The sequence below is a fragment of the Streptosporangium sp. CA-115845 genome (assembly GCF_050943795.1).
Taxonomy (GTDB): domain Bacteria; phylum Actinomycetota; class Actinomycetes; order Streptosporangiales; family Streptosporangiaceae; genus Streptosporangium.
Window position 1 is genome coordinate 3,239,926 of the sequence record NZ_CP191988.1, and the last position, 25,600, is coordinate 3,265,525.

At 66.1% G+C, this 25,600-nt stretch carries 18 protein-coding genes; 11 read left to right on the top strand and 7 right to left on the bottom strand.

Annotation, left to right across the window (positions count from 1 at the left end):
* Positions 1–139 precede the first annotated feature (139 nt).
* From ACQP0P_RS16890 to ACQP0P_RS16915, 6 genes are all read left to right on the top strand, one after another.
* Complete coding sequence (locus ACQP0P_RS16890) at positions 140–1,228, top strand: polysaccharide deacetylase family protein (RefSeq protein ID WP_433377424.1); 1,089 nt, start codon at positions 140–142, stop codon at positions 1,226–1,228.
* A 220-nt stretch (positions 1,229–1,448) separates the two neighbouring features.
* The gene (gene rpsA, locus ACQP0P_RS16895) at positions 1,449–2,945 is read left to right on the top strand and encodes a 30S ribosomal protein S1 (protein ID WP_433377427.1); all 1,497 of its coding nucleotides are present in this window, start codon (positions 1,449–1,451) and stop codon (positions 2,943–2,945) included.
* Between the two features lie 174 nt (positions 2,946–3,119).
* Positions 3,120–3,575, top strand: a complete 456-nt coding sequence (locus tag ACQP0P_RS16900) for a GNAT family N-acetyltransferase (RefSeq protein ID WP_350922730.1) — start codon at positions 3,120–3,122, stop codon at positions 3,573–3,575.
* 281 nt (positions 3,576–3,856) lie between these two features.
* Positions 3,857–4,456, top strand: coding sequence for a dephospho-CoA kinase (gene coaE / locus ACQP0P_RS16905; RefSeq protein WP_433377431.1), 600 nt, complete (start codon positions 3,857–3,859; stop codon positions 4,454–4,456).
* Positions 4,457–4,618: 162 nt separating this feature from the next.
* On the top strand, positions 4,619–5,821 hold the full coding sequence (locus tag ACQP0P_RS16910; RefSeq protein WP_433377434.1) for an SLC13 family permease: 1,203 nt from the start codon (positions 4,619–4,621) through the stop codon (positions 5,819–5,821).
* 352 nt (positions 5,822–6,173) lie between these two features.
* A complete protein-coding gene (locus tag ACQP0P_RS16915; protein ID WP_433377437.1) occupies positions 6,174–7,748 on the top strand; it encodes a hypothetical protein in 1,575 nt (524 codons plus the stop codon).
* A 188-nt stretch (positions 7,749–7,936) separates the two neighbouring features.
* Here the strand turns inward: ACQP0P_RS16915 and ACQP0P_RS16920 are convergent, their stop codons facing one another.
* The gene (locus ACQP0P_RS16920) at positions 7,937–11,080 is read right to left on the bottom strand and encodes a BTAD domain-containing putative transcriptional regulator (RefSeq protein WP_433377440.1); all 3,144 of its coding nucleotides are present in this window, start codon (positions 11,078–11,080) and stop codon (positions 7,937–7,939) included.
* Between the two features lie 210 nt (positions 11,081–11,290).
* Between ACQP0P_RS16920 and ACQP0P_RS16925 the strand changes: the two genes are divergently transcribed.
* Positions 11,291–16,105: a LamG-like jellyroll fold domain-containing protein gene (locus tag ACQP0P_RS16925; RefSeq protein WP_433377443.1), complete on the top strand. Its 4,815-nt coding sequence runs from the start codon at positions 11,291–11,293 to the stop codon at positions 16,103–16,105.
* Between the two features lie 117 nt (positions 16,106–16,222).
* Here ACQP0P_RS16925 and ACQP0P_RS16930 read toward each other — a convergent pair whose 3' ends face one another.
* Positions 16,223–16,444, bottom strand: coding sequence for a DUF397 domain-containing protein (locus tag ACQP0P_RS16930; RefSeq protein WP_433377446.1), 222 nt, complete (start codon positions 16,442–16,444; stop codon positions 16,223–16,225).
* Positions 16,426–17,253: a helix-turn-helix domain-containing protein gene (locus ACQP0P_RS16935; RefSeq protein ID WP_433377449.1), complete on the bottom strand. Its 828-nt coding sequence runs from the start codon at positions 17,251–17,253 to the stop codon at positions 16,426–16,428. Before ACQP0P_RS16935 ends, ACQP0P_RS16930 begins: the two co-directional genes overlap by 19 nt.
* Before the next feature lie 252 nt (positions 17,254–17,505).
* Between ACQP0P_RS16935 and ACQP0P_RS16940 the strand changes: the two genes are divergently transcribed.
* From ACQP0P_RS16940 to ACQP0P_RS16955, 4 genes are all read left to right on the top strand, one after another.
* Positions 17,506–17,955, top strand: a complete 450-nt coding sequence (locus ACQP0P_RS16940; protein ID WP_433377452.1) for an ATP-binding protein — start codon at positions 17,506–17,508, stop codon at positions 17,953–17,955.
* Positions 17,956–18,399: 444 nt separating this feature from the next.
* Positions 18,400–19,833 carry a reverse transcriptase domain-containing protein gene (locus ACQP0P_RS16945; RefSeq protein ID WP_433377455.1) on the top strand — a complete coding sequence of 478 codons (1,434 nt, stop codon included), beginning with the start codon at positions 18,400–18,402 and terminating at the stop codon, positions 19,831–19,833.
* A gap of 138 nt (positions 19,834–19,971) precedes the next feature.
* On the top strand, positions 19,972–20,169 hold the full coding sequence (locus ACQP0P_RS16950; protein WP_433377458.1) for a hypothetical protein: 198 nt from the start codon (positions 19,972–19,974) through the stop codon (positions 20,167–20,169).
* A gap of 221 nt (positions 20,170–20,390) precedes the next feature.
* The gene (locus ACQP0P_RS16955; RefSeq protein ID WP_433382555.1) at positions 20,391–20,561 is read left to right on the top strand and encodes a hypothetical protein; all 171 of its coding nucleotides are present in this window, start codon (positions 20,391–20,393) and stop codon (positions 20,559–20,561) included.
* Between the two features lie 36 nt (positions 20,562–20,597).
* On the opposite strand, the gene ACQP0P_RS16960 is transcribed toward ACQP0P_RS16955, so the two are convergent.
* The 4 genes from ACQP0P_RS16960 to ACQP0P_RS16975 all read right to left on the bottom strand — a co-directional run bounded on the left by ACQP0P_RS16960 (position 20,598) and on the right by ACQP0P_RS16975 (position 25,509).
* Complete coding sequence (locus tag ACQP0P_RS16960) at positions 20,598–21,602, bottom strand: helix-turn-helix domain-containing protein (RefSeq protein ID WP_433377461.1); 1,005 nt, start codon at positions 21,600–21,602, stop codon at positions 20,598–20,600.
* A gap of 242 nt (positions 21,603–21,844) precedes the next feature.
* Complete coding sequence (locus ACQP0P_RS16965; RefSeq protein ID WP_433377464.1) at positions 21,845–22,618, bottom strand: sporulation protein; 774 nt, start codon at positions 22,616–22,618, stop codon at positions 21,845–21,847.
* 17 nt (positions 22,619–22,635) lie between these two features.
* Positions 22,636–23,886, bottom strand: a complete 1,251-nt coding sequence (locus ACQP0P_RS16970; RefSeq protein ID WP_433377467.1) for an SPFH domain-containing protein — start codon at positions 23,884–23,886, stop codon at positions 22,636–22,638.
* Between the two features lie 66 nt (positions 23,887–23,952).
* Positions 23,953–25,509, bottom strand: coding sequence for an SPFH domain-containing protein (locus ACQP0P_RS16975; protein WP_433377470.1), 1,557 nt, complete (start codon positions 25,507–25,509; stop codon positions 23,953–23,955).
* Between the last annotated feature and the right edge of the window lie 91 nt (positions 25,510–25,600).

Here is a 25,600-nt window from a genome sequence, read left to right on the forward strand (position 1 = left end):
GACCGCCCCTCGGGGAGGGCCGAACTCCGCTGATTGGTCGGGCCTGTCCGAGTCTGTTCTAGGCTGGTGATCCAGTCCGAATAAGCTCGATGGGCCTGGGAGTGCTGTGCGGAGTCCAAACCCCCTGACGCAGATCATCATGCTCACCAATGTGGTGGTCGTCGCAGTGGCGGTGGTGGTGCTCCTGGTGCTTCCGGCACCACCCGGTCCGCCGGGCCCGGCCGGGGCCTCCGGGGCGGGCAGGGTGGCCAGCCCGCCTCCGCCGTCCGCGACCCCCTCGCCGACGCCGGATCTTCCCTCGGCCGAGCTGCCGCCGCCGGTCACCGCCACGGCCGAGTTCGCGCGGCAGGTGAAGGCCAACGAGGCCGGCATGGTCCCGATCCTGATGTACCACCGGATTATCGGCAAGCGGCTGGCGTCGATCGACCGCACGCCCGCCCAGCTGCGCAAGGAGCTGGAGATGCTCGCCAGGGACGGTTACGTGCCGGTCACCGCGCGGGAGTTCGCCGCCGGGAGGATGGACATCCCCGCGGGCAAGTACCCGGTGGTGCTGACCTTCGACGACGGTCACCCCAGCCACTTCGCGCTGGAGGCGGACGGCACCCCGGCCAGGAACACCGCGGTCGGAATCATCTATCAGGTGGCAAAGAAACACCCAGATTTCCGGCCCGTCGCCACTTTCTGGGTCAACCAGCAGCCTTTCGGCCTGCAGAACGCCAAGGATCAGGCGCGGGCCGTGCAGTGGCTGACCTCGCGGGGTTTCGAGGTGGCCAACCACACCTGGGGCCACCCCCACCTGCCGAGCCTGCCCAAGAAGAAGATCGCCGAGCAGCTCGCCAGGGTCGAGCGGCTGCTGAAGCAGCTCGGCGTTCCCCCCTCCGAGACGATGGCGCTGCCGTTCGGCGCGATGCCCCGTAAGAGGTCCACGGTGCAGTCGGGAAAGTGGCAGGGAGTCTCCTACCGGTTCAAGGCCGTCTTCCTGGCCGGTGCCGAGCCGTCGGTCTCGCCGTTCGCCAAGAACTACGACTGGCGATCGATCCAGCGGATCCAGAGCAATGGTAAAAAAGGCGAGTGCCGGAAATGGTGTTCCCAATACTGGCTGGAGTGGCTGGACAAGCACCCCCACCGACGCTACACGGCGGACGGCGACCCCGAGCGCATCTCCATCCCGCGGGGGCTTCGGGGTAGTATCAGGGCTGACCGGAGACAGATGATCAACGCCTATTAGGCGAGATCGTTATCCTTTCGGCACGCGGGAGCGTAGTGTCGTCGGATTGACCATACCCGTCTCGTCTCATATGCTGATCGCTGCGTTGTGGGCTCGCGCGTGTCTCGGACGGAGTGGGCTCGCGCTCGATCACGCCGATGTGAATTCTTCGGCTGACGGTAAGAAGCCTGCCGCGCGTTCGCCACATCGACATCTGTCCGCGTTCGGAGCAACTCCACACATGACGAGCAGCACTGAGGCCACCTCGAGCACCCCGCAGGTAGCGGTCAACGACATCGGCTCCGAGGAAGAGTTCCTCGCAGCGATCGACCTGACCATCAAGTACTTCAACGACGGCGACATCGTCGAGGGCACCGTCGTCAAGGTCGACCGAGACGAAGTTTTGCTCGACATCGGCTACAAGACCGAGGGCGTCATCCCCTCGCGTGAGCTCTCGATCAAGCACGATGTCGATCCGGCGGATGTCGTCGAGGTTGGCGAGCACGTCGAGGCCCTTGTTCTCCAGAAGGAGGACAAGGAAGGCCGCCTGATCCTGTCCAAGAAGCGCGCTCAGTACGAGCGGGCCTGGGGCACGATCGAGAAGATCAAGGACGAGGACGGCATCGTCACCGGCACCGTCATCGAGGTCGTCAAGGGTGGTCTCATCCTCGACATCGGCCTGCGTGGCTTCCTGCCGGCGTCCCTGGTCGAGATGCGGCGCGTCCGCGACCTCCAGCCCTACGTGGGCCGCGAGCTCGAAGCGAAGATCATCGAGCTCGACAAGAACCGCAACAACGTGGTTCTGTCCCGCCGTGCCTGGCTTGAGCAGACCCAGTCCGAGGTTCGCCAGACGTTCCTCAACACCCTGCAGAAGGGTCAGGTCCGCAAGGGCGTCGTCTCCTCGATCGTCAACTTCGGTGCGTTCGTCGACCTCGGCGGCGTCGACGGTCTGGTTCACGTCTCCGAGCTCTCCTGGAAGCACATCGACCACCCCTCCGAGGTCGTCGAGGTCGGCCAGGAGGTCACCGTCGAGGTGCTCGACGTCGACATGGAGCGCGAGCGTGTCTCCCTGTCGCTCAAGGCGACGCAGGAAGACCCCTGGCAGCAGTTCGCCCGTACCCACCAGATCGGTCAGGTCGTCCCGGGTCGCGTCACCAAGCTGGTGCCGTTCGGTGCGTTCGTCCGCGTCGAGGAGGGCATCGAGGGCCTGGTCCACATCTCCGAGCTGGCCGAGCGCCACGTCGAGATCCCCGAGCAGGTCGTCCAGGTCGGCGACGAGATCTTCGTGAAGATCATCGACATCGACCTGGAGCGTCGCCGGATCTCGCTCTCGCTCAAGCAGGCGAACGAGGGTGCGATCGGCGCCGACGTCGAGTTCGACCCCACGCTGTACGGCATGGCGGCGACCTACGACGACTCGGGCAACTACATCTACCCCGAGGGTTTCGACTCCGAGACCGGCGAGTGGCTCGAGGGCTTCGACAAGCAGCGCGAGGAGTGGGAGCGGCAGTACGCCGAGGCTCAGACCCGCTTCGAGGCTCACAAGAAGCAGGTCGAGGAGGCCCGCAAGGCCGAGGCCGAGGCGGGCGAGGCTGCCCCCACGTCCTACTCCGGTGAGACCCCGTCCACCGGTGCCGGCAGCTCCAGCAGCGGCTCCTCCGCTCCGGCGGCGGGTGCCCTCGCCTCCGACGAGGCTCTCGCGGCCCTGCGCGAGAAGCTCGCGGGCGGCCAGAGCTGACCTGCGCGGTAGAAGTTCCAACGGAAGGGCCCCGCTCCGGCGGGGCCCTTCCCGCGTTCCCGGCGCCTTTTCCGGTGCGGCGCGGTATCCCCCCGCCGACGCGGCGTTTCGGGTAGCCTCGGGCGCTCTTCAGGAGACCTTTGCGAACCTTGACCGCCCGCTAAGGTGGGTGCCGTGGCCGTGATCGAGTGGGCGGAGCCCGAGGACGCGGGCGAGATCCTGACCGTGCAGCGCGCCGCCTACGTGGGCGAGGCCCAGCTCTACGGCGACCCGTTCATCGCGCCGCTGGTGGAGTCGGCCGGCCAGGTCCGCAGGGCGGTCGAGACGGCCATCGTGCTCGTCGCCCGGGACCGGGCGCGGATCGTGGGCGCGGTCCGGGGCCGGATGTCCGGCACGACCTGCCTGGTCGGCCGCCTGGTGGTCGCCCCCGACAGGCAGGGCGCGGGCATCGGCGGCGCGCTGCTGGCGGCACTGCACGACGAGGCCGCCGCGGCGCTCGCCTTCGACCTGTTCACCGGGCACCTGTCGGAGGGCAACCTGCGGCTCTACCGCCGCCACGGCTACCGCGAGACCCGCAGGGAGCGGATGAGCGACCACCTGACGCTGGTGCACATGCGCAGGGAGCTGTAGGGGCGCTCAGACGCCCTCCGGTGCGGCAGATGGCCCCCGGGCTGTACCTGTACGAGAGGGTGGCAGGCGCCCTCTCCGGCGCTGCGAAGGGCGGCTTCGGTCCGTCTGCCGACGGGCCGGCAGGGGGGCGCGCGACGGGGGAGACGCCGACCGTCCTGTGTGACAACCGGGAGCAGCGGCGAGGCGGCCTTCCGACGCGGTCGGGGCGGTCTCGGCCCGGCCCGCCGTGATGCGAGGACCGCGCTGCCGGTGGACGGTCCGTACCGCGTATGCTGCGGATCATGTTGAAGGTGGGGCTTACCGGCGGTATCGGGTCGGGCAAGAGCGAGGTCTCCCGGCGGCTGGCCTCCCGGGGCGCCGTGGTCATCGACGCCGACAAGATCGCCCGTGAGGTGGTCGAGCCGGGAACCCCGGGCCTGGCGCGCGTGGTCGGGGTCTTCGGCACCGAGGTACTGCGCGAGGACGGCTCGCTCAACCGGGAGAAGCTCGGCTCGATCGTCTTCGCCGACTCCGAGAAGCTGGCCTCGCTCAACGCCATCGTGCACCCGCTGGTCGGCGTGAGGGTCGCCGAGTTGCAGGACCAGGCGGTCCCCGGCAGCATCGTGATCTACGACGTCCCGCTGCTGGCGGAGAACAGGCTCGCCCCCATGTACGAGGTGGTGATCGTCGTGGACGCCGCCGACGAGGTGCGCGTGGCCCGGCTGGTCGAGCTGCGCGGCATGAGCGAGCAGGACGCCAGGGCCAGGCTCGCCGCCCAGGCGACCCGCGAGGAGCGCCTGGAGATCGCCGACATCGTGGTGCCGAACGAGGGCACCCTGGAGGAACTGGAGGCCAGGATGGACGGCCTCTGGAAGGACCTCACCGCCCGCGCCGCCGCCTGAACGAGCTACCCGCCCGGATGCGCCGGTGGTCAGGCTTGGCCGGCGCGGGTGTCGCGGACCCGGCGAAGATCTGAGGTCACCCTGGCGAGCGGGATTCAGACGGTCCGCACCGCCCGCGCCACCGACTGAGCGCGATCATCCCTCCTGGCCCGATCCGCCCAGGTGAGACGTGCGATCATGGCCGATGTGCTGCGACGACTGGGCATCCTGGACTGGATCCGCCTCGGACTGCTGGGCCTCGGACTCCTGTGCGTCGCGACCGGCCTGCTTCCCGTACGGGAGGCGTGGAGCGAGATGGAGCGGATCGCGCCCATCCTGCTCTTCCTCGCCGCGGTGGTCGTCCTCGCGGACCTGGTCAAGGAGGCCGGGCTCTTCGACGTGATCGCGACCCGGCTGGCGATGCTGGGACGGGGAGACCACGTCGTGCTCTTCCTGCTCTGCACGGCCTTCGCGTCGCTGGTCACCATCTTCCTGAACCTGGACACCACCGCGGTGCTGCTGACGCCCGTCATGCTCGCCCTCGCGGCCAGGACCGGGATCGCCGCGCTGCCGCTGGCCATGACGACACTCTGGCTGGCCAACACCGCAAGCCTGCTGCTGCCGGTCTCGAACCTGACGAACCTGCTGGTCGTGGATCGGATCGGCATGTCCACCCGCGAGTTCGCCGGAAGGCTCTGGTTCCCCCAGCTCGTCGCGGTCGCGATCACCATGATCTTCCTGTGGGTGTTCTTCTGGCGCCGAGGCCGGCGCGGCGCCGACCGCTACATCCCGCCGGCCCCCGAGCCGGTCGCGGACCCGGTGCTGTTCGGAACCGCCGCCTGGGTCTGTGCGCTGTTCATCGCCGCGATCCTGCTGGAGCTGCCGATCCAGTTCGCCGCCCTGGCCGGGGCGGCCCTGATGGTCGCCGCCTTCGCCTGGCGTGATCGCGCCAAGCTCACCCTCGCGCTGTTCCCCTGGCAGCTGCTCGTCTTCGTGGTGGGCCTGTTCCTGGTGGTGCCCACCCTGAGCCGGCACGGCCTGGCCGCCGTGATGAGCACCCTGGTCGGAACCGACACGGGCGACGGCGCCTACCGGGTGGCGGCCGTCGGCACGGTGCTGTCCAACCTGCTCGACAACCTGCCCGCCTACACCGCGGTGGAGCAGGTCCTCCCCGCCGGCGACCGGGAGGCACTGCTCGCCCTGCTCATCGGCACCAACGTCGGCACGGTGATCACCCCATGGGCTTCCCTGGCCACCCTGCTCTGGTTCGAGTGGTGCCGCCGCAGGGGAGTACGGGTGCCGATGCTCACCTTCGTGCTGACCGGGACGGTACTGGTCGTGGTGGCCGTCCCCGCGACTGTGGCGGCCCTGCTGCTCACCGCCTGAAGGGGAGCCGCGGAGCCTTCTCCGTGCTCACTCTCCCTCCGCCCGTCACCGCCCGTCGCGCCCCCTCCCGGACAGCGCCCCCGTTGTCGCACGCTCGCCCCACGATGTCGGGCGGCGATGGTAGGCGGCCTGTGAACCACTGGAAAGGAGACGGCTCGGGACTCGCGCTTCGGGGCGCTCCAACGCCGTCCGAGACATGGGTTTCAGGAGGGCCGACCGGTGATTTGACGGTCGCTTCGTGGGTGACGGCACGAGCGGGAAGCAGTCGGCGGGGCCGCCATTCACGCACAAGTGAGCGACAAGCGGCGGTTGGGAGCCTGATCTGGTTTCAGGCGTTTCCGAAGGAGGATTCATGCGCTTACGAAGATCGTTCCTGACCGCCGCGATCGCGCTGCTCACGCTGATCTGCGTGCCCGCCCTGCCGGCCCAGGCGTACCCGGTACAGGGCGACCTGCCCTGGTCGGTGCTGCTGTGCAAATTCGCCGACATCCCGGAGGAGCCCAAACCCCCGCAGTTCTTCCGGGAGCTGTTCACCGACGCGGGCAAGGGCCTCGGCGGGCTCGCCGACTACCTGGCCGACCAGTCCGGCGGCCGGACGAGCGTGGCGGGATCGGTGGTGAAGGGCTGGTACACGATGCCCTTCACGCTGGAGCAGGCCAAGACCAAGAACCGGTGGCAGCGAATCGAGGACTGTGTGCAGACGGCCGCCGCCGCCGGCTACACCGTTCCGTCCAACCACTGGACCGCCGTTATGATCAACGGTGCGGTGGACTCCGGCAGCTGGGGAAAGCGGGTGCTGCTGGATCCGCTCGCCTGGAACCTCGGCTTCGCCACCCACGAGGTGCTGCACGGCTATGACAGGGACCACTCCTTCTCCGACGACCCCACCTACCGCAACTCCAGCTGGTCCCAGATCGGCGAGTACGACAACCAGTGGGACATCATGAGCGCCATGCACATCCACACGTACTGGACGGAGAGGTTCGGCACCAGCGCGGTCGGCCTCAACGGTCCCACCCGTGACGAGATGGGCTGGCTGGAGCCGCACCGGATCGTCACGCTCGGCGCGGACGGCGTGGCGAACCGGACCGTGCGCCTCGTACCGCTGGACCAGCCCAGCAAGATCGGCACGCAGATGGTACGCGTCCCGTTCGACGTCGCCGACCCGTTCCACTACTACACGGTGGAGTTCCGCAAGAAGACCGGCCAGAGCGCCGGCATCCCCGCCGACATCGTGCTCCTGCACGAGGTCAAGAACGGCGTGTCGTACCTGCTGAAGGACCGGATAACGCGCAATCCCGTGACGTCGCTGAACACCAACGAGGTCAGCGTCTCGATCGACTCCGTGGGGCAGGACGAGGCGGTCGTCACGGTCAGCACCGGCATCACGCAGAAGTGCCTGGACGGCTACGTCCACCGCAAGGCGACCTCCGACGACCTGGTGTGCGTGACACCGGCCGTCTACGAGCAGACCCAGGCCGACACCGCGGACGCCTCCAACTGGGAGGAGAACGACAAGTGCGTCCCCTCGTACAAGCGGCGACTGGCCACGCCGTCTGACAACGTGTGCGTGCCCTCCAGCACGCGCAGTCAGGTGGTCTCCGACAACGCCACCGCCGCCTCGCGGGTCAACCCGGCCAGGCTCGTCCTGGGCCCCAACGCCTGCAAACCGGGCTACGTCTGGCGGGGGGCCGACAGCTTCGACCAGGTCTGCGTCACCCAGGATGTCCGCGACCAGGTGATCGCCGACAACATGATGGGGGCCGGTCGCTGGACGGACCCGTACGGGTCGCGCACCTGTATCCAGGGCTACGTCTGGCGGGAGGCGTTCGCCGGCGACAACATCTGCGTGACACCCGACCGGCGCGAACGCGCCCTGCGTGACACGCACACCTCCTGGGAACGGGTGCTGCGCCCGGCGGGCTAACCCGGCAAGCCGGCCAGGTGTGGTTCGATGCCGGACATCATGCCGGCCAGTCCGGCATCCATCCAATGGCCATAGGATGCCGTCGCGGTGAGGATGGGCCAAGAGCGGTTCTCCACTCCCGGCGGCGCCCTCTGTCTCAGGTTTAGATGGTGCGGCACTCGATCACCTGTTTCCCGGCCGCCCCATGGTCATCGCGAGGAATCCGCCGCTTCACGGATCCGCTCCGCTATCTCTTCGGCCTCCGGCACGTCCATGGGAGCGAGAATCGCCAGGGCCTCTTCCCAGTGCTTCACCGCATCCTCGACCCGCCCGAGGGCGTACAAAGCCTCGCCGACGCCCTTGCGCGTCAGCCCATCCATGTGGCGTTCCGGGAGTTTGGAGGCGATGTCCATGGCCGTCAGGCGGTATTCGAGCGCTGACCGGTGTTTGCCTGTGGCGAAGTGGTCAGCGCCCAACTCGTTGAGGGTCTGACACTCCAGATGTCGGCTGCGCAGTTCTTTGGACCGGCCGAGAGCCTTCTGATGATGGCCGATGGCCTCGCTGTGATGTCCTTGCTCGCGATATGCCGTGCCGAGGCCGATGAACGCCTCCGTCTCCAGACTGCTGATACCCAGCTCCTGAGTCATCGTGAGGGCCCGGGTCAGGAACTCGACGGCGATGTCGGCATCGCCGAGCCGGGTGTGAACCGTGCCCAGCTCTATGAGGGTGGCGGCTTCGTCGGGACGGCGTTCCTGCTCGCGCTCATAGGCGAGGCATGTTCGCAGTAGATCCCGGCTCTCCGCCAGGCGTCCCAGGTCCCGGTAGGCCCTCGCCAGGGTGCTCATGACCGCGTTCTCGGCGCTTCGGTTGCCCAGCCGATGGAGGAGTTCGATGGACTGTCGGCTGGTCTCAGCCGCCTGGGTGAATTCTCCCAGTGTCACGAGGGCGAACGCGATGTCACCGAGGACTCGGGCTTCACCCATCTGATCACCCATGGACTGGAAAACAGCGAGAGCCTGCCGTAGGTGGGAGAGATAGCCGCGGTAATCCCCGGTGCACAGATAGGCGAGGCTCAACGACTTGAGTAGTTCCGCCTCGCCCTGCCTCTCGCCAAGGCGGCGAACGGCGGACAGGGCGATCCGATGGCTTGTGATCATCTCGTCTGCTTGGTCCCTCATGTAGAAGAACCTTGACATTGTGAGGGTGATCTGCCAGGAGTGCGTGGGGAAATCCTCGACGCCCGCGTAAGCGATTATCGCCATCAGCGTGGAGAACTCGATGTCCAGCCAGGTCAGGGCATCGTCCACACCGGCGAAGGCCCGTGTGCCCGTTGGAGGCGGCGTGACCAGTTCCCTCTCCTTCCCGGTCACCCGGTTGATGGCCGCGTACGTCGTGTGCAGGTACCAGTCGACGAGCCGCGACAGTGCCGTGTGGCGGTCGGTCGCGCTGTCGTCCGTGTCGCTGCGATCGCGTCCGTACACACCCAGCAGGTCGTGCATCGCCAGCCGCTGGTCGCCGACGCGGTGGATCAGGTGCGCGTTCGCGAGCGCGTCGACCGCCGCCAGGGTCTCGTGCGGGGGAAGGCCGGTCAGAACAGCGACCGCTGCACAGTGAATGTCCGGTCCCGGTTGGACGCTGATCAGACGGAACGTTCGCCGAGCGGTTTCCGGTAGGGCACGGTAGGAGAGTTCGAAAGCGGCACGGACTCCAACCTGTGGATCTTCTTCGATGTCGAGGGCGGCCAGCCGGTTCTCCTGGCCGAGCTTCATTACCAGGTCCTTCAGGGGCAGAGTGGGCTGGCTGCCGAGGTGGGCGGCGGCAAGTTTCAACGCCAGCGGCAGATATCCGCACAGCCGTGCCAGCTCGGCTGCCTCCTTGGGCTCGGCGTCGATGCGCTCCGCGCCCAGCACGGCGACGAGCAGTGCCTGGGCCTCGTCGACGGACAGGACGTCGAGGGTGATCGTGCGCACGTCATGGGTGACCGAAAGGCCCCGTAGGGCGTCTCGACTGGTGATGACCGTTCTGCACAATGGTGACCCGGGCAGGAGCGGACGCACCTGGTCGGGGGTGGCGGCGTTGTCGAGAATCATGAGCATCCGCCTACCGGCCACGAGGGACCGGTAGAGGGTGGCGCGTTCGTCCGTGTTCGAAGGAATCTCGTCCGTCGGCATTCCGAGCGCCCGCAGAAACTGGTATAGCGCCTGCGCGCCGGTGACCGGTTCGTTGTGTGAGTAACCATGGAGGTTCACGTACAGCTGCCCGTCGGGGAACCGGGCGGCCACCCGGTGCGCCCAATGTGTCGCCAGAGCTGTTTTGCCGACGCCTGCGGTTCCCGCGATGGCGGAAATCACTACCGTTGACGCGCTGATCTGACCGGGGGACAGCAGTTCGTCGAGTTTCCGCAGGTCCTTTCTACGGCCGGTGAATCGGGCGATGTCGACCGGTAACTGCCGGGGTACAGGACTGAATGCTCTCGCCGGAACGCCGGGTTGTGCGTCGAGGGCCGTGTCAGAGGAGAGGACCGCCTGCTGAATCCTCGACAGGCCCGTACCGGGTTCGAGCCCGACCTCGTCCCGGATGTATTCGCGCGCCAGCTGGAATTCGGCGAGCGCGTCGGCAGTCCGTCCCGCACGATGGAGCGCCAGTATCAACTGGCCGCGCATCTCCTCGTTCAACGGGTGCTCGGTTACCAGGACACGCAGTTCGCTGATCAGCTCCGCGTGATTTCCCAGGGCGAGATCGGCTTCGATGCGCTGGAGGAGGGCCGCGACACGTCGTTCCTCCAGGGCTGCTCCCTCCGTGGCCTGTAGCTCGGGACGGGTGCCTCCCAGTGCGGGCCCTCGCCACAGCGACAGGGCCCGGCGAAACAGCTCCGACGCGCGCAGGGCGTCGCCCGAGGACAGAGCGGTGCGGGCCAGTGCCGTCTCGGTGGTGAAAACGTCCAGGTCGGAAGCGCCCGGCTCAAGCTGTAGCGAATAGCCGCTGGGCATGCTGACCAGGTTCTGTCCGTCGGTGAGCAGGCGTCGTAAAGACCACAGTTGGCTGTGGAGCAGGCGTCGGCCCGTGGCGGGGACCTCGTTGCTCCACAGTGCCGCCATCAGTCGGTCGTGGGAAACCGTCCGGTTGGCCTGAAGCACCAGAACGCCCAGCAGGGTGCGCTGTTTCAGGCCGGTGATCGCGAATGGGCGTCCATCACGCCACATATCAACCGGACCAAGGATGCGAATCTGCATACCGACTCCCACAACATCTGGTCGCGCCGGTGTGGCGCTCTTGATCAGCTTCCGCATGTTTATTGCGACCTGCCGGATACCGTGCGGTTTTCCTTCACAAAGCTGGCGCTTGACAACCACGTTCCAAGATCAAGACATTTCATCCTACAAGATCAATAGTGCCGCACGGCATGCTGAGCGCGATCATCTTCGGCCGGGTCTTCCGTCCCCATGCCCGGCCGGTCAATCCCCTTTTTCACGATGGAGGCACCGGTGGGGTTTCCCTTACCGAACCGTCCTTTCGCGCCGCCTCCACGGCGCGGACCGAACAGACGGGTAACGACCACGGTCGTGACCGTCTCAGCCCTGGCCGCCTCGCTCCTGGTGTCGGGCAGCGCCCTGCCCGCACAGGCCGATCCGACACCCACCCCCACTCCTACGGCGCCGGTCCAGACGCCGTTTCCCCGCCCGGAGGACCCCGACGCCCCGCTGCGCGCGGCGGTCGCGGAGGCCAGGAAGCAGAACAAGCCGGTCGAGGCCACCGGCGCGTTCACCGAGACCGCACGCACCTGGGCTTTCCCGGACGGCAGCCTGAAGACGGAGTCGTACTCGGGTCCCGCCCAGGTCAAGCAGGACGACGGCACGTGGGCGTGGATCGACACCACGCTGGTGGAGCAGGACGGCGTCCTCAAGCCCAAGGTGGGCAAGGCCGACCTCGCCTTCTCCCTCGGCGGCGGTGACGTCCCGTTCGCGGTGATGAAACGGGACGCGAAACAGAGCCTCAGCCTCTCGTGGGACGGGGAACTGCCCCGCCCGGTGGTGAAGGGCAACGTCGCCACCTACCCGGACGCCGCAGGACCAGGGGCCGACCTGGTCGTCACGGCGCTACCCACCGGCTTCCGGCACGACGTGGTGCTGCGCGAGCGCCCCAAGGGGCCGTTGGAGATCCGCATCCCGGTGGAGTCACGGGAACTGACCCTCGCCAAGTCCAAGCAGGGCGGCCTGCAGCTCACCGATGGCAAGGACAAGGTCGTCGCCCAGGCACCGCGACCGGTGATGTGGGACAGCACGGAGGCCGGCGCGGTCTCGCGGAGCGCCCCGATCGCCACCTCCGTCATCGAGGACGGCGGCAGGCGAACGCTGGTCCTCAAACCGGACGCGGGCTGGCTGGCCGACCCGGCCACAACCTTCCCGGTCGTGGTGGACCCCACCTCCACGCTGACCGTCAAGACCGATACGCTGCTGTCCAGCGGCGCGGACTGCAACACCAACGACCAGCCCGGTGCCACGCTGCTGAAGGTCGGCGCGGCCTACTACGGCTGCAACGGGGTGGACGCGGTCAACTACTGGCGCTCGTACCTGAAGTTCGATGTCGCCGGCCTGGCCAACAAGCCCATCATCTCCTCCACCATGCAGCTGTGGCGCACCGAGTCACCCGCCTGCCACCTGCGCGGCGACGGCAAGGTCTACGCCGGACGGGTCAACGCCAACTGGACCGCAGGCAGGATGACCTGGTCCAACAAACCAGGCACCAACGACTTCGTGGCCACCCCCTGCCCGACCACGAACGTCCTCACCCCCGGCGTGATGACCTGGCCGATCACCAACTGGGTCAAGGGGTGGGCCGCAGGCCAGCCCAACTACGGCGTCGAGCTCAAGGGGCCCAGCGAGAGCGTCGACCGCTACAACGGATACACCGCGGTCTTCCACTCCGCGGAGACGACCGGCACCGGCGCCACCCCGCCCAAGCTGATCACCCAGTACATTCTGCCGCCCGAGATCCCCACGGTCACCGCCGAGTCGGTCGACTCGATGGACGGCGAGCACGCGATCGTGCGTGAGAGTTCGGCCAAGGTCGGTTACAAGAGCACCTCCGTCGACGGCAGGAACATCGACTACTACGTCTCCGTCGTCGACTCCACCGCCCCGCTCCCGACCTGGACCACGGGTGGCGGCGAGGTCGGCAAGTGGAGCTTCACCGAGGGCACCGGGGGCACCGACTCCAGCGGCAAGGGCAACACGCTGGTCTTCATCGCCAACCGCCACTCGTGGATCAACGGCAAGGACGGCAAGGCCCTGTTCCTCAACGGCACCGTCGCCAACTCGTCAACCGCCTCCACCGACGCCCCGGTGCTGCGCACCGACAAGAGCTTCTCCGCGGCCGGTTGGGTACGCCTGGACGTCGGGACCCACACCATCCCGCTGATCAGCCAGAGCGGCACCGTCAACAGCGCCTTCACCGTGGGCTATGAATCCACCGGTGGCAAGTGGAACATGCAGATGTACCACGACAACACCGCCGGCGGTGCGGTGACGGAGATCAAGTCCGCCGCCGCGGCGCAGATCGGCACCTGGACCCACCTGGCCGGCGTCTACGACGCCGTCGCCAAGAAGATCCGCCTGTACGTCAACGGCGTCCAGGCCGCGGAAGCCGACCACACCGCCACCCCCTGGCAGGCCGACCAGACCTTCGAGCTCGGCAACGGCAGGTACGGCGGGGCCGGCTACTCCTCGGTCAAGGCCGCCTACGACGAGATCCGCGCCTACGACCGCGCACTGAGCCCCACCGAGATCCAGTGGATGCTCAACCTCACCCCGCCCACCAACGCCAACCTGCCCTCCGGCCAGGCCGCGTCCATCACCTACGACGTCAGCAACGTCGACAGCTTCAAGATCTCCGTCCGCGCCTGCATCAACGGGGCCACCCCCCTCACCTGCAGCGAAAGCCCCTACTACCGCATCACCACCGACGCGCCTTACCTGCCGACCGACACCGAGACCGGCATGGCCGACCCGATGCGTCCGATTCTGTCGGGTATGGTCTCCCGTCCCTCAGGTGGCCTGGTCACCGCCAAGTACTTCCTGTACGACAGCACTGGCGCTCCGGTCGGTTCTAGCCCGCTCGGCGAGCGCGTGGTCAACGGCGGGGAACGGGCGTCCTTCCAGCTCCCAGAGAACACCGTCCAGGCGGGTGGGACCTACACCTGGCAGATGCAGGCGTGTGCGCTGGAGATCTGCACCGCCAAGACCACATCGGTCGGCTTCAACACCCCGGGGACTGAGCCAGATCCCCCGGCGGACAAGCGCCGCCACCTGACATTGCTAAAGGATAACTTCGTTATCAAGACAACGAAAATCGATCCTTTGGCATGCGGCGGAAATCCGTGCGAGCTTCTTGACTCTGGCATCATGCGATTCGCTGGCACTGGAACAGATAAGACCGTAACCGTTCTCGGGCTCAAACTGGATGCGCTCCCGGACGGCGCCGGTGTGTCGGAGGCTACGCTCAAACTGGGCACGCCGACCTGCCTCGCGGGTCCGTGTTCGAACGACCTTACGATCACCGCAGCACCGTTGAAGAGCGAAGTAACTGGTGAGACGAAGGGCTCGGACTTACCTGGCGACATCGACGACAGTGTCAGCCATGTCTTCCCGATCACTGCACCACAAGCGGATATCGCTGGTAATGAATACCAGTGGCTGATGCTCTCTTCTAACAAAGATGAGGCTCTTACCTTCGGCGATGCTGGAGCTGCCGAGCAGCCGTCGGTTGCCCTCACCTACCTGCCCGCAGGACCTCCAAGTAACGTGCTCAATCTGGTTGCCGCGCATGGGGACAGTGGCGCCGTCGCCAGCTGGGGCCTTCCTGAAGACAACGGCAGTATCGCACTCCTCGACGGATACGATGTTGAGGTTTCCAGCAACGGGAGCGTTGTTCGTACGCTGGAGGTTACCGATCCGACAGCAGTGATCTCGGGTCTGGTAAACGGTACGACCTACACGGTAATGGTTCGTGCGAAGACTCGCTTCGGTGTCAGTGACTGGGAGTCGGCGACCGTAACGCCAAAGGCGGCGCCTCCGCCTCCTCCTCCCGCGCAACCCTGTGATCCAAATATCGACACTCGCGTGCAAAGAAACGGCGTAGACTCGACGAGTTCGGTGGAGGAGTACACGAACCGGATCAGGAGCTACTACGAGGCCCAAGACGCGGTTCTGGAAGGTCGTGTGGCAACGGTTTGGGAAGCATCCGAAGTAACTCCGGAAGCACCGATCACCGCTAATATTTCACTCCTCAACACCTCGTTGGTGGAGGGAAAGAAGTTCCTTGACGACACGGGTAAAACTCGCTCCAACTCCACTGTGATGGTGGAAAACGTGGTTCCGCAGGAGGCCGCTGACGGTACGGTCCGGGTTACCGCAACGGTTGTTCGCGATTGGGAGGAGACCTCGACGGCAGGTCGAGCCAACGCTATGTCGACTGGTGGGGTAATCGCAGGACAAGTTGAGCCTGGCGAGCCCACAATTTCGATATTCGTGCACGATAGGTGCGGTGGCCTCACCATCATCGATGTTCCTCTTGAGGTGGAAGAGGATTCGACCGACCATTCCGATTCTCGGGGTGGCTGTAGCGAAGGTCTGACCCGTGCTGCGGCGAGCTGTAGCGGGTCACCTACTACTGGCGCCTGCACTCTCGATAACGGAGCGACGCAGCCGCACGGACAGCAGACGGATCAGTACAGGGTCGGCAAGGCGGAAACAAAACTCTGGAAATACTGGCAGCTTCACATGGTTTCCTCCTCTTGCTGGGCCGGAAATGCTGCCTCCGATTTCTGGCGCATCCAGCCATTCCGAAACTGGATCAGGCTCTATCCAACTAATGGCGCCCAGTGGACCTACCCAAAGGACAAGAACAAGGACGCTCTTGCGAAGTACATCCGTAAGAATTCGACGATTCAGCTGGATGTGATGCCCTGCTTCAGAAACACCCTCTACAATACGGAGGTCACTGCCGGTGGTGCGTTCTCCGTCAAACTTCCCACTCCAGAATGGCAGGTCACCGGATCCTTCACCATTTCTGGGACGGTGGAGGAGCGTTGCCAGAAGGTCACGGCAAAATGGCCGCACTCCGAAAACGCTCTTACGGTCGACCTGGACTACGTCGATGCCGCCTGTTTCAGTACCTGGCTCCAGTACTGCTTCATCGAAGCGTACCAGCATTCTCTCTATGGAAATCTGCGCTTCAGGTGGTATAGCGTCGACAGTAATGGTCGCAAGCACCCGGCCCATGAGGATGTCCGCGTCAATGCCGCATGTAACTGGAGCAGGCGGGGGGGCTCGAAGTACGGTTTGAGCGACGAGGCGTGGAAGTGCGTGCGACAGAATTGATGAATCCCGCCGATATAAATCGATGACCTGTTCATCGCCGCAGGGGGTGCCCAATTGGCGCCCTCTGCGGTTTTCCCTCCAAGGGAATCTGATCAGGCGCTCGTACCGGGACGCTGGTCAGTCGAAGTGGCCTGACTTTACGGCACTGAGGAAGGTACGCCATTCGGTCGGGGTGAAGGTGAGGGCCGGGCCGGTGGGGTTCTTGCTGTCGCGGACGGCGATGGTTCCGGGGAGGTTGCCGGCGACTTCGACGCAGTTTCCGCCGCTGTCGCCGCTGAGGGAGCTCTTCTTCCAGGTGGCCTGGGAGAGGTCGAGGCCGGTCAGGTCTGTTGCTTCCACTGATCCCTCACTTCTTTGATCATCTCTAGCGACTGGCTGGGACGAAGTGCCTCGGCCCGGAGCCGGTCATATCTGTCCCATACGGTGGTTACCAGATTGTGTTCCGCTGACACCTCGCCAGCTCCCGACGACTCTATGGAGACAGCGGTAGGTGCGTCCGGTAGTTCGGCGAGAACGAACCCGGACATCAGGCCCGCTATGCAGAAGGTGTCGTGGGGGACGAGCTGCACTTTCACGTTCTGCCAACCGGCGACAGCAGCGAGATGGTCGAGCTGTTCGTACATAACGTCTCGGCCTCCGATAGGGCGGCGGAGCACCCACTCGTCGATAAGTGCCCATAGAACGGGAGGGCTCTCCTTTTTGAGGATGAGTTGCCGCCGGATGCGAGCGCTTACCTGATCTTCGATCTCCTGTTCTGAGGTGGCCAGACCACCACGGAAGACAGCTCGTGCGTAGTTCTCCGTTTGGAGGAGGCCGGGGACCAGGAGTGGGTCCCAGCTGCGCATCACCCGTGCTCGGGGTTCGATCTCCTCGGACCACCTGAGGAACCAGCGCGGCCCGGTGGGGGCGGTGATGTTCCGGCAGAGGTGGGTGAATTGGTCGTCCGTCTTGAAGAACTCGTCGCAGCGGGCCGCCAGGTCGAGGCTGGGGTTCCGGTTGCCGGTCTCGATGTGTCCGATGAGGGACGTCGAGACGCCCAGATGGTTGGCGAGCCGCTCCTGTGACAGGCCCGCCTCCCTGCGGGCTCGGCCGAGTTCGCGGCCGAAGCGTTGGGCCGGGGTCAGATGTGGGTCGAAGCCGTTTCCCATGTCATCGCTCCAACGTTTTGATGACGTCGGCCGTCGAATAAATGACAAATTACTACACCAGGTGTAGGGGTTCGTCGTTCATTTGTCGGTCGATTCTTTCTGTAATGGCAGCCTAACTCTGTGCACTCTATGGTGCCAAGCCTTTATCCGGACGATGTCAAAGAACTAAATGGACAATTCGCCCGGTTAACGGAGACATTGTGACAGGCGAATTCATGGCGCCTGTGACCTCGCAGGAATGGCGGTGATCGAATGGGCGCCGAAGCGGTTCCCGCGCTCGGGCTGCTGGGCAGTGTCGAACTGCCCGGGGTGGCCGAGTCGGTCGGTACGGCCCGGCGATATGTCAGGGGAGTGCTGGAGAACTCGGGGCAGCGGGACACCTACGACGCCGAGCTTCTGGTCAGCGAGCTGGTGTCGAACGCGGTGCGGCATTCGGAGTCGGGACGCGCCGGCGGGCTGGTGACGGTCGTGGTCGCGAACTGCGGCGAGACCGTCCAGATAGCGGTGGGTGACAGCGGCTCCGCCACGTGCGCTCCCGGGGTTCCGGCCGAACCGGACGAGGACGCCGAGGGCGGTCGTGGGCTCTGGCTGGTCAGTGAGGTCGCCCTGTCATGGGGTTGGTACGAGGGCGCGGTGGGCCGGATCGTCTGGTTCCAGTGCGCCGCGAGGCGCTCCGTTATATCCCCGGCTAAGCCGGGATGAACTTGGAGGAATGTTCATGGGTCGATGACTTTACCTGGACCCGAAAGGCGAAGGGAAAAATAGCATGTCAACGAAAGCAGCGAACACAGCGTAGGCGTCAAATGTGGGCCGCCGCGAGACCCGCGTGATATGGCGAAAGCTGGATTGCCTGAAGCCTAATCTCCAGTCGATGAAAAGACGCATCCGCCGGAAAGACGCCTGAAACCGGCGCCGCATCCTGCGCTGGCATCTTGGAACGGCCGGCGCAACCTCCAGGGTGCAGGGGCGATGCCCAGTGAGGGCATTCAAGGAGATGAGTGGGCCGCCTAAGTCACGCTGACACGTATAACGGAGACGAACGCGGGATCGCCTACAAGGCGCGAGCCTCAGGGCGACGGAGTTCTCGTAGTAGTCGCAGGGGTCACGTCCTGCCAGGGAGAACGGGAAAGCCGTTCACAGGGCGAAGTGATCCGCCTTCTCCTGGAGGCGTATTACGAGCCGTCCTTCTCCGGCCACTCCCACGGTTTCCGTCCCGGCGGGGGATGCCACACCGCGTTACGCGAAGTGGCCACCACCTGGACCGGGACGAGCTGGTTCATCGAAGGGGATGTCTCCGACTGCTTCGGATCGCTCGATCACGACATCATGATCGACATCCTGGCGGAGAAGATCCGCGATGGCCGGTTCCTGAGGCTGTTGCGCAACATGCTCCAAGCCGGATACCTGGAGGACCGGGTCTGGAACGCCACACTCAGCGGTGCCCCGCAAGGTGGCGTGCTCTCCCCAATCCTGTCCAACATCTACCTGCACCGCTTGGACAATTTCGTCGAGACGGTTCTGATCCCGGAATACACCCAAGGCGAGAGCAGAAACCGCAATCCCGCCTACCGCAAGGTGGAACAGGCGCTCGCTCAGGCCCGAAAACGTGGTGACCGTGCCTTGGCGCGGGAGTTACGCGGACGGCTGCGCAGCCTGCCCAGCAAGGATCCACGCGATCCGGGCTACCGGCGGCTGCGATATGTGCGCTATGCCGACGACACCCTGCTCGGGTTCGCCGGACCGAAGAGCGAGGTCGAACATATCAAGGCACGCCTTGCACAGTTCCTGCGTGAAGACCTCAAACTGGAACTGTCGCAAGACAAGACATTGATCACGCACGCCCGTACCAGGGCGGCGAGATTTCTCGGCTATGAGATCGCCGTCAAGCATGACGACACCAAAATCAGTCATGGCCGCCGAGGGCTCACTGCGATGATCTCGCTAAATGTCCCCGCAACGGTTATCAAGGCTCAATGCGCCCCCTATCTTCAACGCGGTAAACCCGCGCGCCAACCCTCGTTGACGGCCATGGACGACTACTCCATCATCAATGTTCACGGGGCACGGTATCGGGGCGTCGTCCAGTATTATCCATTGGCCGGTGACGTCTACAGACTGAGTCGGCTGCACTGGGTCATGCAAACCTCGCTGCTGAAAACGCCGGCGGGTAAGCATCGCAGCTCGGTCGCTAAGATGGTCAGGAAATTCAAGACCACCATCGAGACACCGACGGGGCGACGCATCTGCCTGCAAGGCAGCCGCGAACGCGGCCCGGGCAGGAAACCACTGGTCGCACGGTTCGGCGGTATTCCTCTCAAACGGCAGAAGTTCGCGGTCCTCACCGACCTGCAACCGGCTCGGGACACGACCCGCCGGAAGGAGCTCATCGAGCGCCTTCTGTCAGCTCATTGTGAGATCTGCGGACGAAATGACAAGGCGACTGTTCACCAGGTCAGGAAACTCGCCGATCTTCCGGCAACCGGACCAACGCAGCCTGAGTGGGCAAGGATCATGGCCAGACGACGACGTAAGACCTTAGTCGTCTGCCACCCATGCCACGACGTCATCCATAACAGATGACGAGCCGCTAAATCACGCATAAGTCACTGGAGAGCCCGTTGCGGTGAAAGTCGCACGGCGGGTTCGGAGGGAGGCCGTCGGAAAAGGACCGGCACAGCTGGCACCTCGCTGACGGCCTACCCTGCCCTTGGCGCGACAGTGACCGACGCGCCGGCCCCTGGAGAGGTGGCCATCCTGATCGCCCGGTACGGCAGGCGGTGGCTCATCTCCGAGGCGGCCGGAGGCGGCTACTACGCGGTGCGCCGCCACGGCCTGTCCAACGTGATGTGCACGACCACCCTCGGCGAAATGGCCCGCCGCCTGGCAGCGGAGAGGGAGCGGGGTAATCGCCCTTGAAATCAAGTGAGCGGATCATTGTCTCCCATTCAGTCGCCCGATCCGTCACGGCCGACCCGGCGATTAACCTCGGGCTTTCGCGGTGAGTTTCGGAGAACTTGATCGCTTGCATGAGAAAAGTGCCCTTGGGCTGGAAGGGGCGGACTTGTCTAAGGTCCCGTCCGAGCCAGTCCAAGAGGCACTTTTCGCGTGAAGACCATCGCTCCCCGCCCCAAATCGTCATGTCCGCCGAAAGTTCGGGCGTCGTCATCGCCCACTCCGATGAACAAGGCGCGGCAGCGACCTGGAAGAAGACCTACGGCTTCCACCCCATGATCGCCGTCGCCGACCACGGCGGCGACGGCGCCGGAGAAGCTCTGGCCATGTTCACCTATGCGACTGCCGAGACGTGATCATCGTGTCCGGGCGGACGGAGGATGTGGCGCACTTCACCGAATCGCCGTGACCTCCGGCGGCGGAGAGAGTTCGTCGCGCACGCGGCGACGGTACATCCCGGGTGAGATACCGTACAACGCGCAGAAGGCCCGGTTGAAGTGGGCGTCGTTGTGGAATCCCCAACGTGCGCCGATCGTCCGGACCGCGAGCGCGTCGAGTCGGGGGTCGGCCAGGTCGTGGCGGGCGCGGTCGAGGCGGCGTTCCCTGATCCATTGGGCCACGCTGAGACCCTGTCGTTCGAAGAGCCGTTGCAGGTGCCGCAGGGACATGTGGTGGGCGGCGGCCACGGTCGCAGGTGTGAGGTCGCCGTCGAGGTGCTCCTCGATGAAGGCCTGGACGCGCAGGGCCGTGGTGACGGCAGTGGTCTCAGGACCACCGCCGGCCTCGACTCCGGCGTGTTCGGCGAGCATCCCGGTGACCAGGTCGATGATGGCGGAGGACAGGCGGGTGGCGGCGGCCGGCGAGTAACGCTCTCGTTGCCCGATGAGCTGTTCGAGCAGGCAGGCCAGCAGGGCGCCCAGGCCCGATTCCGCGCGGATGCGTACCGACAGGAGCCTGTCGATGGTCTTGGCGGGGAGCCGCAGGGCGCCGTGCGGGAACTGGGTGACGAGGCCGTCGGCCGGGCCGCGGTGACCGGCGACCGACCAGGCGTGGAAGGGCCTTGAGGTGTCGTAGAGGACGAAGTCATGCTGCCGCAGCAGGACCTGGCGGCCTTCCTGGTCCAGGCCCGACTGGCCGTTGAAGGTGAGGTTGAGCTGGTAGAGACCGTGGTCCGACTGGCGGATGCGCCGGGGGGTCCGGCGGGCCTGGAACGACGCGGAGCGCACCCGGGAGAGTTGCACCTGACCGAGGTCGACGGCGTTCATCTCGGCCCAGAAGTCCGCGGCGTGATCGCTGATGGCGTCGACCGAAACCACCGAGGTGGCGACCGTTTCCCACCAGAAGTCGAAGCGGTCGCGGGCGGGTAGATGGTCCAGCCGAATGAGAGTTGTCTGCATTGCATGCCCCCAGATAAAAGTGTCTGTGCAACACAACGAGATCCCCTGACCGACGATTCGATCAAGGGCTTATTCGACATTATGGACATTGGCGACTTTCCTTGCGGTGCCAGAATCCCGCTTCCTCCCGTGCCGGGAGAAAACGGGACAGCCGGTTGCCGCCCAGCGTGTGGAGAGGTCACATGCCGAAACGGAGAACGGGTGTGCCCCGGAGATCGGAGCACACCCGTACAGGAGGAAAGTCAGAACCAGCCGCGCTTCTGGGCCATGGCCTGGAGGCCGGAGCGCAGCGACTGCTCCACCTGGCCCGGGTGGTCGTTGTAGTGGATGGTGAAGCGGCTGTAGCTGTCGTGGCTTGAGCTAAGGAAGCCGCCGCGCTTGTCGGCCTCCAGGATGACGTCCATCGCCTGGGGGCCGGCGATGAAGGTCAGTTCCAGCTCGTTGAAGTGGCGGTGGTACTCGCCGCCCGCGTAGTACTCGATCTCCTGGAAGAACGGCATCCGCGAGCCGTGCAGGGTGCCCCGCTCCAGGTCGGCCTTCTTGAAGCGGAAGCCCATCCGGTCCAGCGCGCCGAGCAGGTGGTCCTGGGCGGGCAGCGGGTTGACGAACAGCGGGTCGAGGTCGCCCTTGTCGAGCGCGCCGGCCAGGGCCAGCTCGGTGGAGACGCCGAGCTGCATGCCGCGCAGCGGGTGGCCGCCGATGGCGCTGATCGGGGTCTCCCAGGGGACCTGGATCTGGAAGGGGGCCGACTGCGGGGCTCCCGCGGCCAGGTGGAACGGTCCGGTGATCTGCTGGCGCAGGAAGCTGTAGGTCGACTTGTACTCGTTGTCGCCGCTCTCGACCTCGACCACGGCGGTGAAGTCGATGAAGATGCCCTCGACCTTGTAGTCGGAGCCGCCGCCGCGGAAGTTGACCTGCCCGCGCAGGGTCTCGCCGGGCCGTACGTGCGAGTTCTGCAGGACCGTGTCGACCTCGACACCCGCCCCGAACGCGGCCATCAGCTTACGGAACACCATTGTGACTCCAGGTTTTCTCAGGGGATTTGGTGCGGAGGGAGGGTCTGGCCGTTGCCGCCGCCCAGTTGGGGCAGGAGCTGGGCCAGAAGCAGGGTGGACAGCGCCGAGGTGTCGCCGGAGGCGCCGGTGGTGCGGACGACGACGGGACGAGGTGCGCTCTCCGCGAGTTTGGCGCCCACGTCGAGCCTGCGGCGGGCCAGCTCGTACTGGAGCACGGCACGGTTGTCGCGGTAGGAGTCGGCCAGCCTGCGCAGCCCCTTCGCCTCGTTCTCGGCGGAGGTGAGCTCGGCCCGGCCCTTGGCCTCGATCTCCCAGCGCACTCGCTGCGCCTCGGTCTCGTGCTCCTCCAGCATGCGGGCCACGTCCTTACGCGCCGTGTTGGCGGCGGCGCGCACCTCGACGATACGCGCGTCCCGCGTCTTCTTGGCGCGTTCGATCTCCATCAGCAGGGTGTCGATCCGGCGCTTGCGGGTGAGCTCCCACTCGCGCTCGAAGGCCGACAGCTCCTTGGCGACCTTCTCCCGGGTGGCCAGATGCTGCTGGTACTGGTCGGGCAGCTGCACGTCGGGGATGTTGGCACCGGTGATCCGCACCCCGTACCGGCCGAGCTGGCGGGTGAGGAGCTCCTGCATGTCGCCGACGTCGGAGCCGCGCAGGTCGTAGGCGCGCTCGGTCCGTACCTGGCGGCTGCGCTGGCGGATGGCGTCCTGTACGGCGCTGCTGAGCACCAGGTCGAAGTTGCCGGCGCCGATCGTACGGACGAATGCCACCGGGTCGACGATGCGGAACTTCAGGAAGAACTCGATCGACTTGAGCGGGACGTTCTCCGCGGTCGGGCAGGCCACGATCGGCGCGGAGTAGGGGATCTCGGTGGAGGTGTCCACCACCGCGTCCACCCGGTCCCACGGCAGCCACAGGTAGTGGCGGCCAGGAGGCAGCGTGCCGACGATCGCGCCCCACCGGCTGCGCACGCCGGTGGTGCCCTCCTCGATCTCGATGATCGCCCGGCGCCAGAGCCAGATCAGCGCCGTTATCAGGAAGAACACCGCGCCGACCGCGGCCAGCAGGGAGAGCACCCCGTCGGCGAGCACGGCGGTACCCGCCAGGTAGAGGGCGAAGAACAGCAGCGTCACCCAGGCGAAGCCGCGCCGGTCCTTGGGGATCACCACCGGGACGAGCCGGCCCGACTCGCCGCCGCGCAGCAGCTGGCGGATCTCCGACCAGGAGGCCAGGGATTCCTTGATCTTGGAGAACTCTCCGGCGCTCACCGAGACCTCACCGTTCCTCTCACCGAATCTTCAACGTTCCGCGTTCGCCGTATGTCCCCGTTCACGTCACTCCTCTTCCCGTACCGGAGCGGCGACGTCGGCGGGCGGGTTGAGCAGGGCGGCGATCTCCGCCCCGCGCTCCTCGACGCGGCCGCCGATCTCGGCCATCCGGGACCTGATCGCGGCCATGTCCGCCTCGGAGAACAGCTGTGCCTCGCGGCTGCCGACCAGCTGCCTGGCCAGCGCGAGCAGGTCGAGATCGACGTCCTCGCCGACCTGCACCAGGCGCGGCAGGTGCGAGGCGACGGACTCCAGCTTGTCGAGCAGGTCCTGCTGGAACCGGTAGTCGAGGATCTCCGGCGCCTCGGCGGCGCTCAGCGCGCGGATGTCCAGCGCCTGGGCCTCCAGCAGCGCCGCGTTGGCCTTGGCGGTGGACTCCGCCTCCACCAGCCGCTGGCCCGCCTGGGCCTTCGCCTGGTGCGAGGCGCGCTCCAGTGCGGTGTCCATCCGGGCCTGGTATCCGGCGATCTCGGCGTGGATGGCCGACAGCTGCTCCTGCAGGCCGGCCAACTCCTTGATCAGGTCGCCCTCGTTCTGCTCCTTGCGGAGCTGGAGCTCGTACTCGTAGGTGTACGCCTCCTTGGCGACCCTGATCATCTCGGGGGCGGCCAGGTCCATCCGGTACTCCTGGCTGGACGGTTCGGCGTGCGTGATGTTGACGTCGGTGAGCCGCACGGCGGGCAGGAACTGCTGGTTGAGGTTGTCCAGCATGCCCATCGTGCTCTCGCCGACCAGGTCGTAGATCTCCTCGGCGCGCTGGGAGTAGATCAGCGAGCGGGTGACCTCGCTGATCGCGTTCTGCAGCTTGGCCTGGAAGCCGCTGACCGAGCCGAGCACGAAGATGAACTCGGCCGGGTCCTCGATCCGGAACTGCAGGAACAGATCGACGCTGGCCTTGACGCCCTGCTGGGTGGGAGCCTCGCGGATGGGCGCGTTGAAGGGGTACTCGCGGGTGGTGTTGACGATGTAGCTGACCCGCTTCCACGGGTTGAACAGCGTCACCCGGCCCGGCTCGGCGATCTGCACGAGCTTGCCGAACTTGGTGATCAGGGCCTTGCAGCCTTCGGGCACCATGACCACGCTCCTGCGCCACCACAGGAACACCGCGGCCAGCACCAGCACGGCCCAGTAGTGCGGGCCGAACAGCACCCGTGCCCCGTCCGGGAGGCCGGTGGCGATGAGCCCGACCAGGCCGAGGCCGGCCAGCACCACCAGCGGGATGATCACCTTGGCGGCGCCGCTCTTGGGGATGACCACGGGGGAGATGACGTGGACGGACTCGCCGTGCTGACCCGTGCCGCCGAAGCTCCGGTTGACGATCTCGCCGGCCTCGTTGAGCGGCGCGCTGCGGGCCTCGATGATCGTGCCCGGGGAGGCGCCCTGGTCACGGGCGGCGGCGAAGTCGGAGGGGTTGAGCGCGAAGCCCTCGCTCCCGGCGGCCGTCGGACTCCCGGTGGCCTGCCCGGTCATCTGCCCGGCGAACTGTCCGACGGCCTGCCCGACCACCTGGCGCATGTCGCCACCCTGCCCTATCGTCTGGGCCGCGGCCCTCGCGTACTGCATGGCTTCCCTTGGCCGGGACATCACACCTCCGAGGTAGTCATATGTCGAAAGCTCGATATATCACGCTTTGTGAGCACAGGCACGCCGGCCA

Coding starts and splice junctions, on each gene's coding strand:
- ACQP0P_RS16960 (WP_433377461.1), bottom strand. CDS start 21,602: ATGCAGACAACTCTCATTCGGCTGGACCATCTACCCGCCCGCGACCGC.
- coaE (WP_433377431.1), top strand. CDS start 3,857: ATGTTGAAGGTGGGGCTTACCGGCGGTATCGGGTCGGGCAAGAGCGAG.
- ACQP0P_RS16975 (WP_433377470.1), bottom strand. CDS start 25,509: ATGCAGTACGCGAGGGCCGCGGCCCAGACGATAGGGCAGGGTGGCGAC.
- ACQP0P_RS16955 (WP_433382555.1), top strand. CDS start 20,391: ATGTCCGCCGAAAGTTCGGGCGTCGTCATCGCCCACTCCGATGAACAA.
- rpsA (WP_433377427.1), top strand. CDS start 1,449: ATGACGAGCAGCACTGAGGCCACCTCGAGCACCCCGCAGGTAGCGGTC.
- ACQP0P_RS16935 (WP_433377449.1), bottom strand. CDS start 17,253: ATGGGAAACGGCTTCGACCCACATCTGACCCCGGCCCAACGCTTCGGC.
- ACQP0P_RS16965 (WP_433377464.1), bottom strand. CDS start 22,618: ATGGTGTTCCGTAAGCTGATGGCCGCGTTCGGGGCGGGTGTCGAGGTC.
- ACQP0P_RS16915 (WP_433377437.1), top strand. CDS start 6,174: ATGCGCTTACGAAGATCGTTCCTGACCGCCGCGATCGCGCTGCTCACG.
- ACQP0P_RS16890 (WP_433377424.1), top strand. CDS start 140: ATGCTCACCAATGTGGTGGTCGTCGCAGTGGCGGTGGTGGTGCTCCTG.
- ACQP0P_RS16940 (WP_433377452.1), top strand. CDS start 17,506: ATGGGCGCCGAAGCGGTTCCCGCGCTCGGGCTGCTGGGCAGTGTCGAA.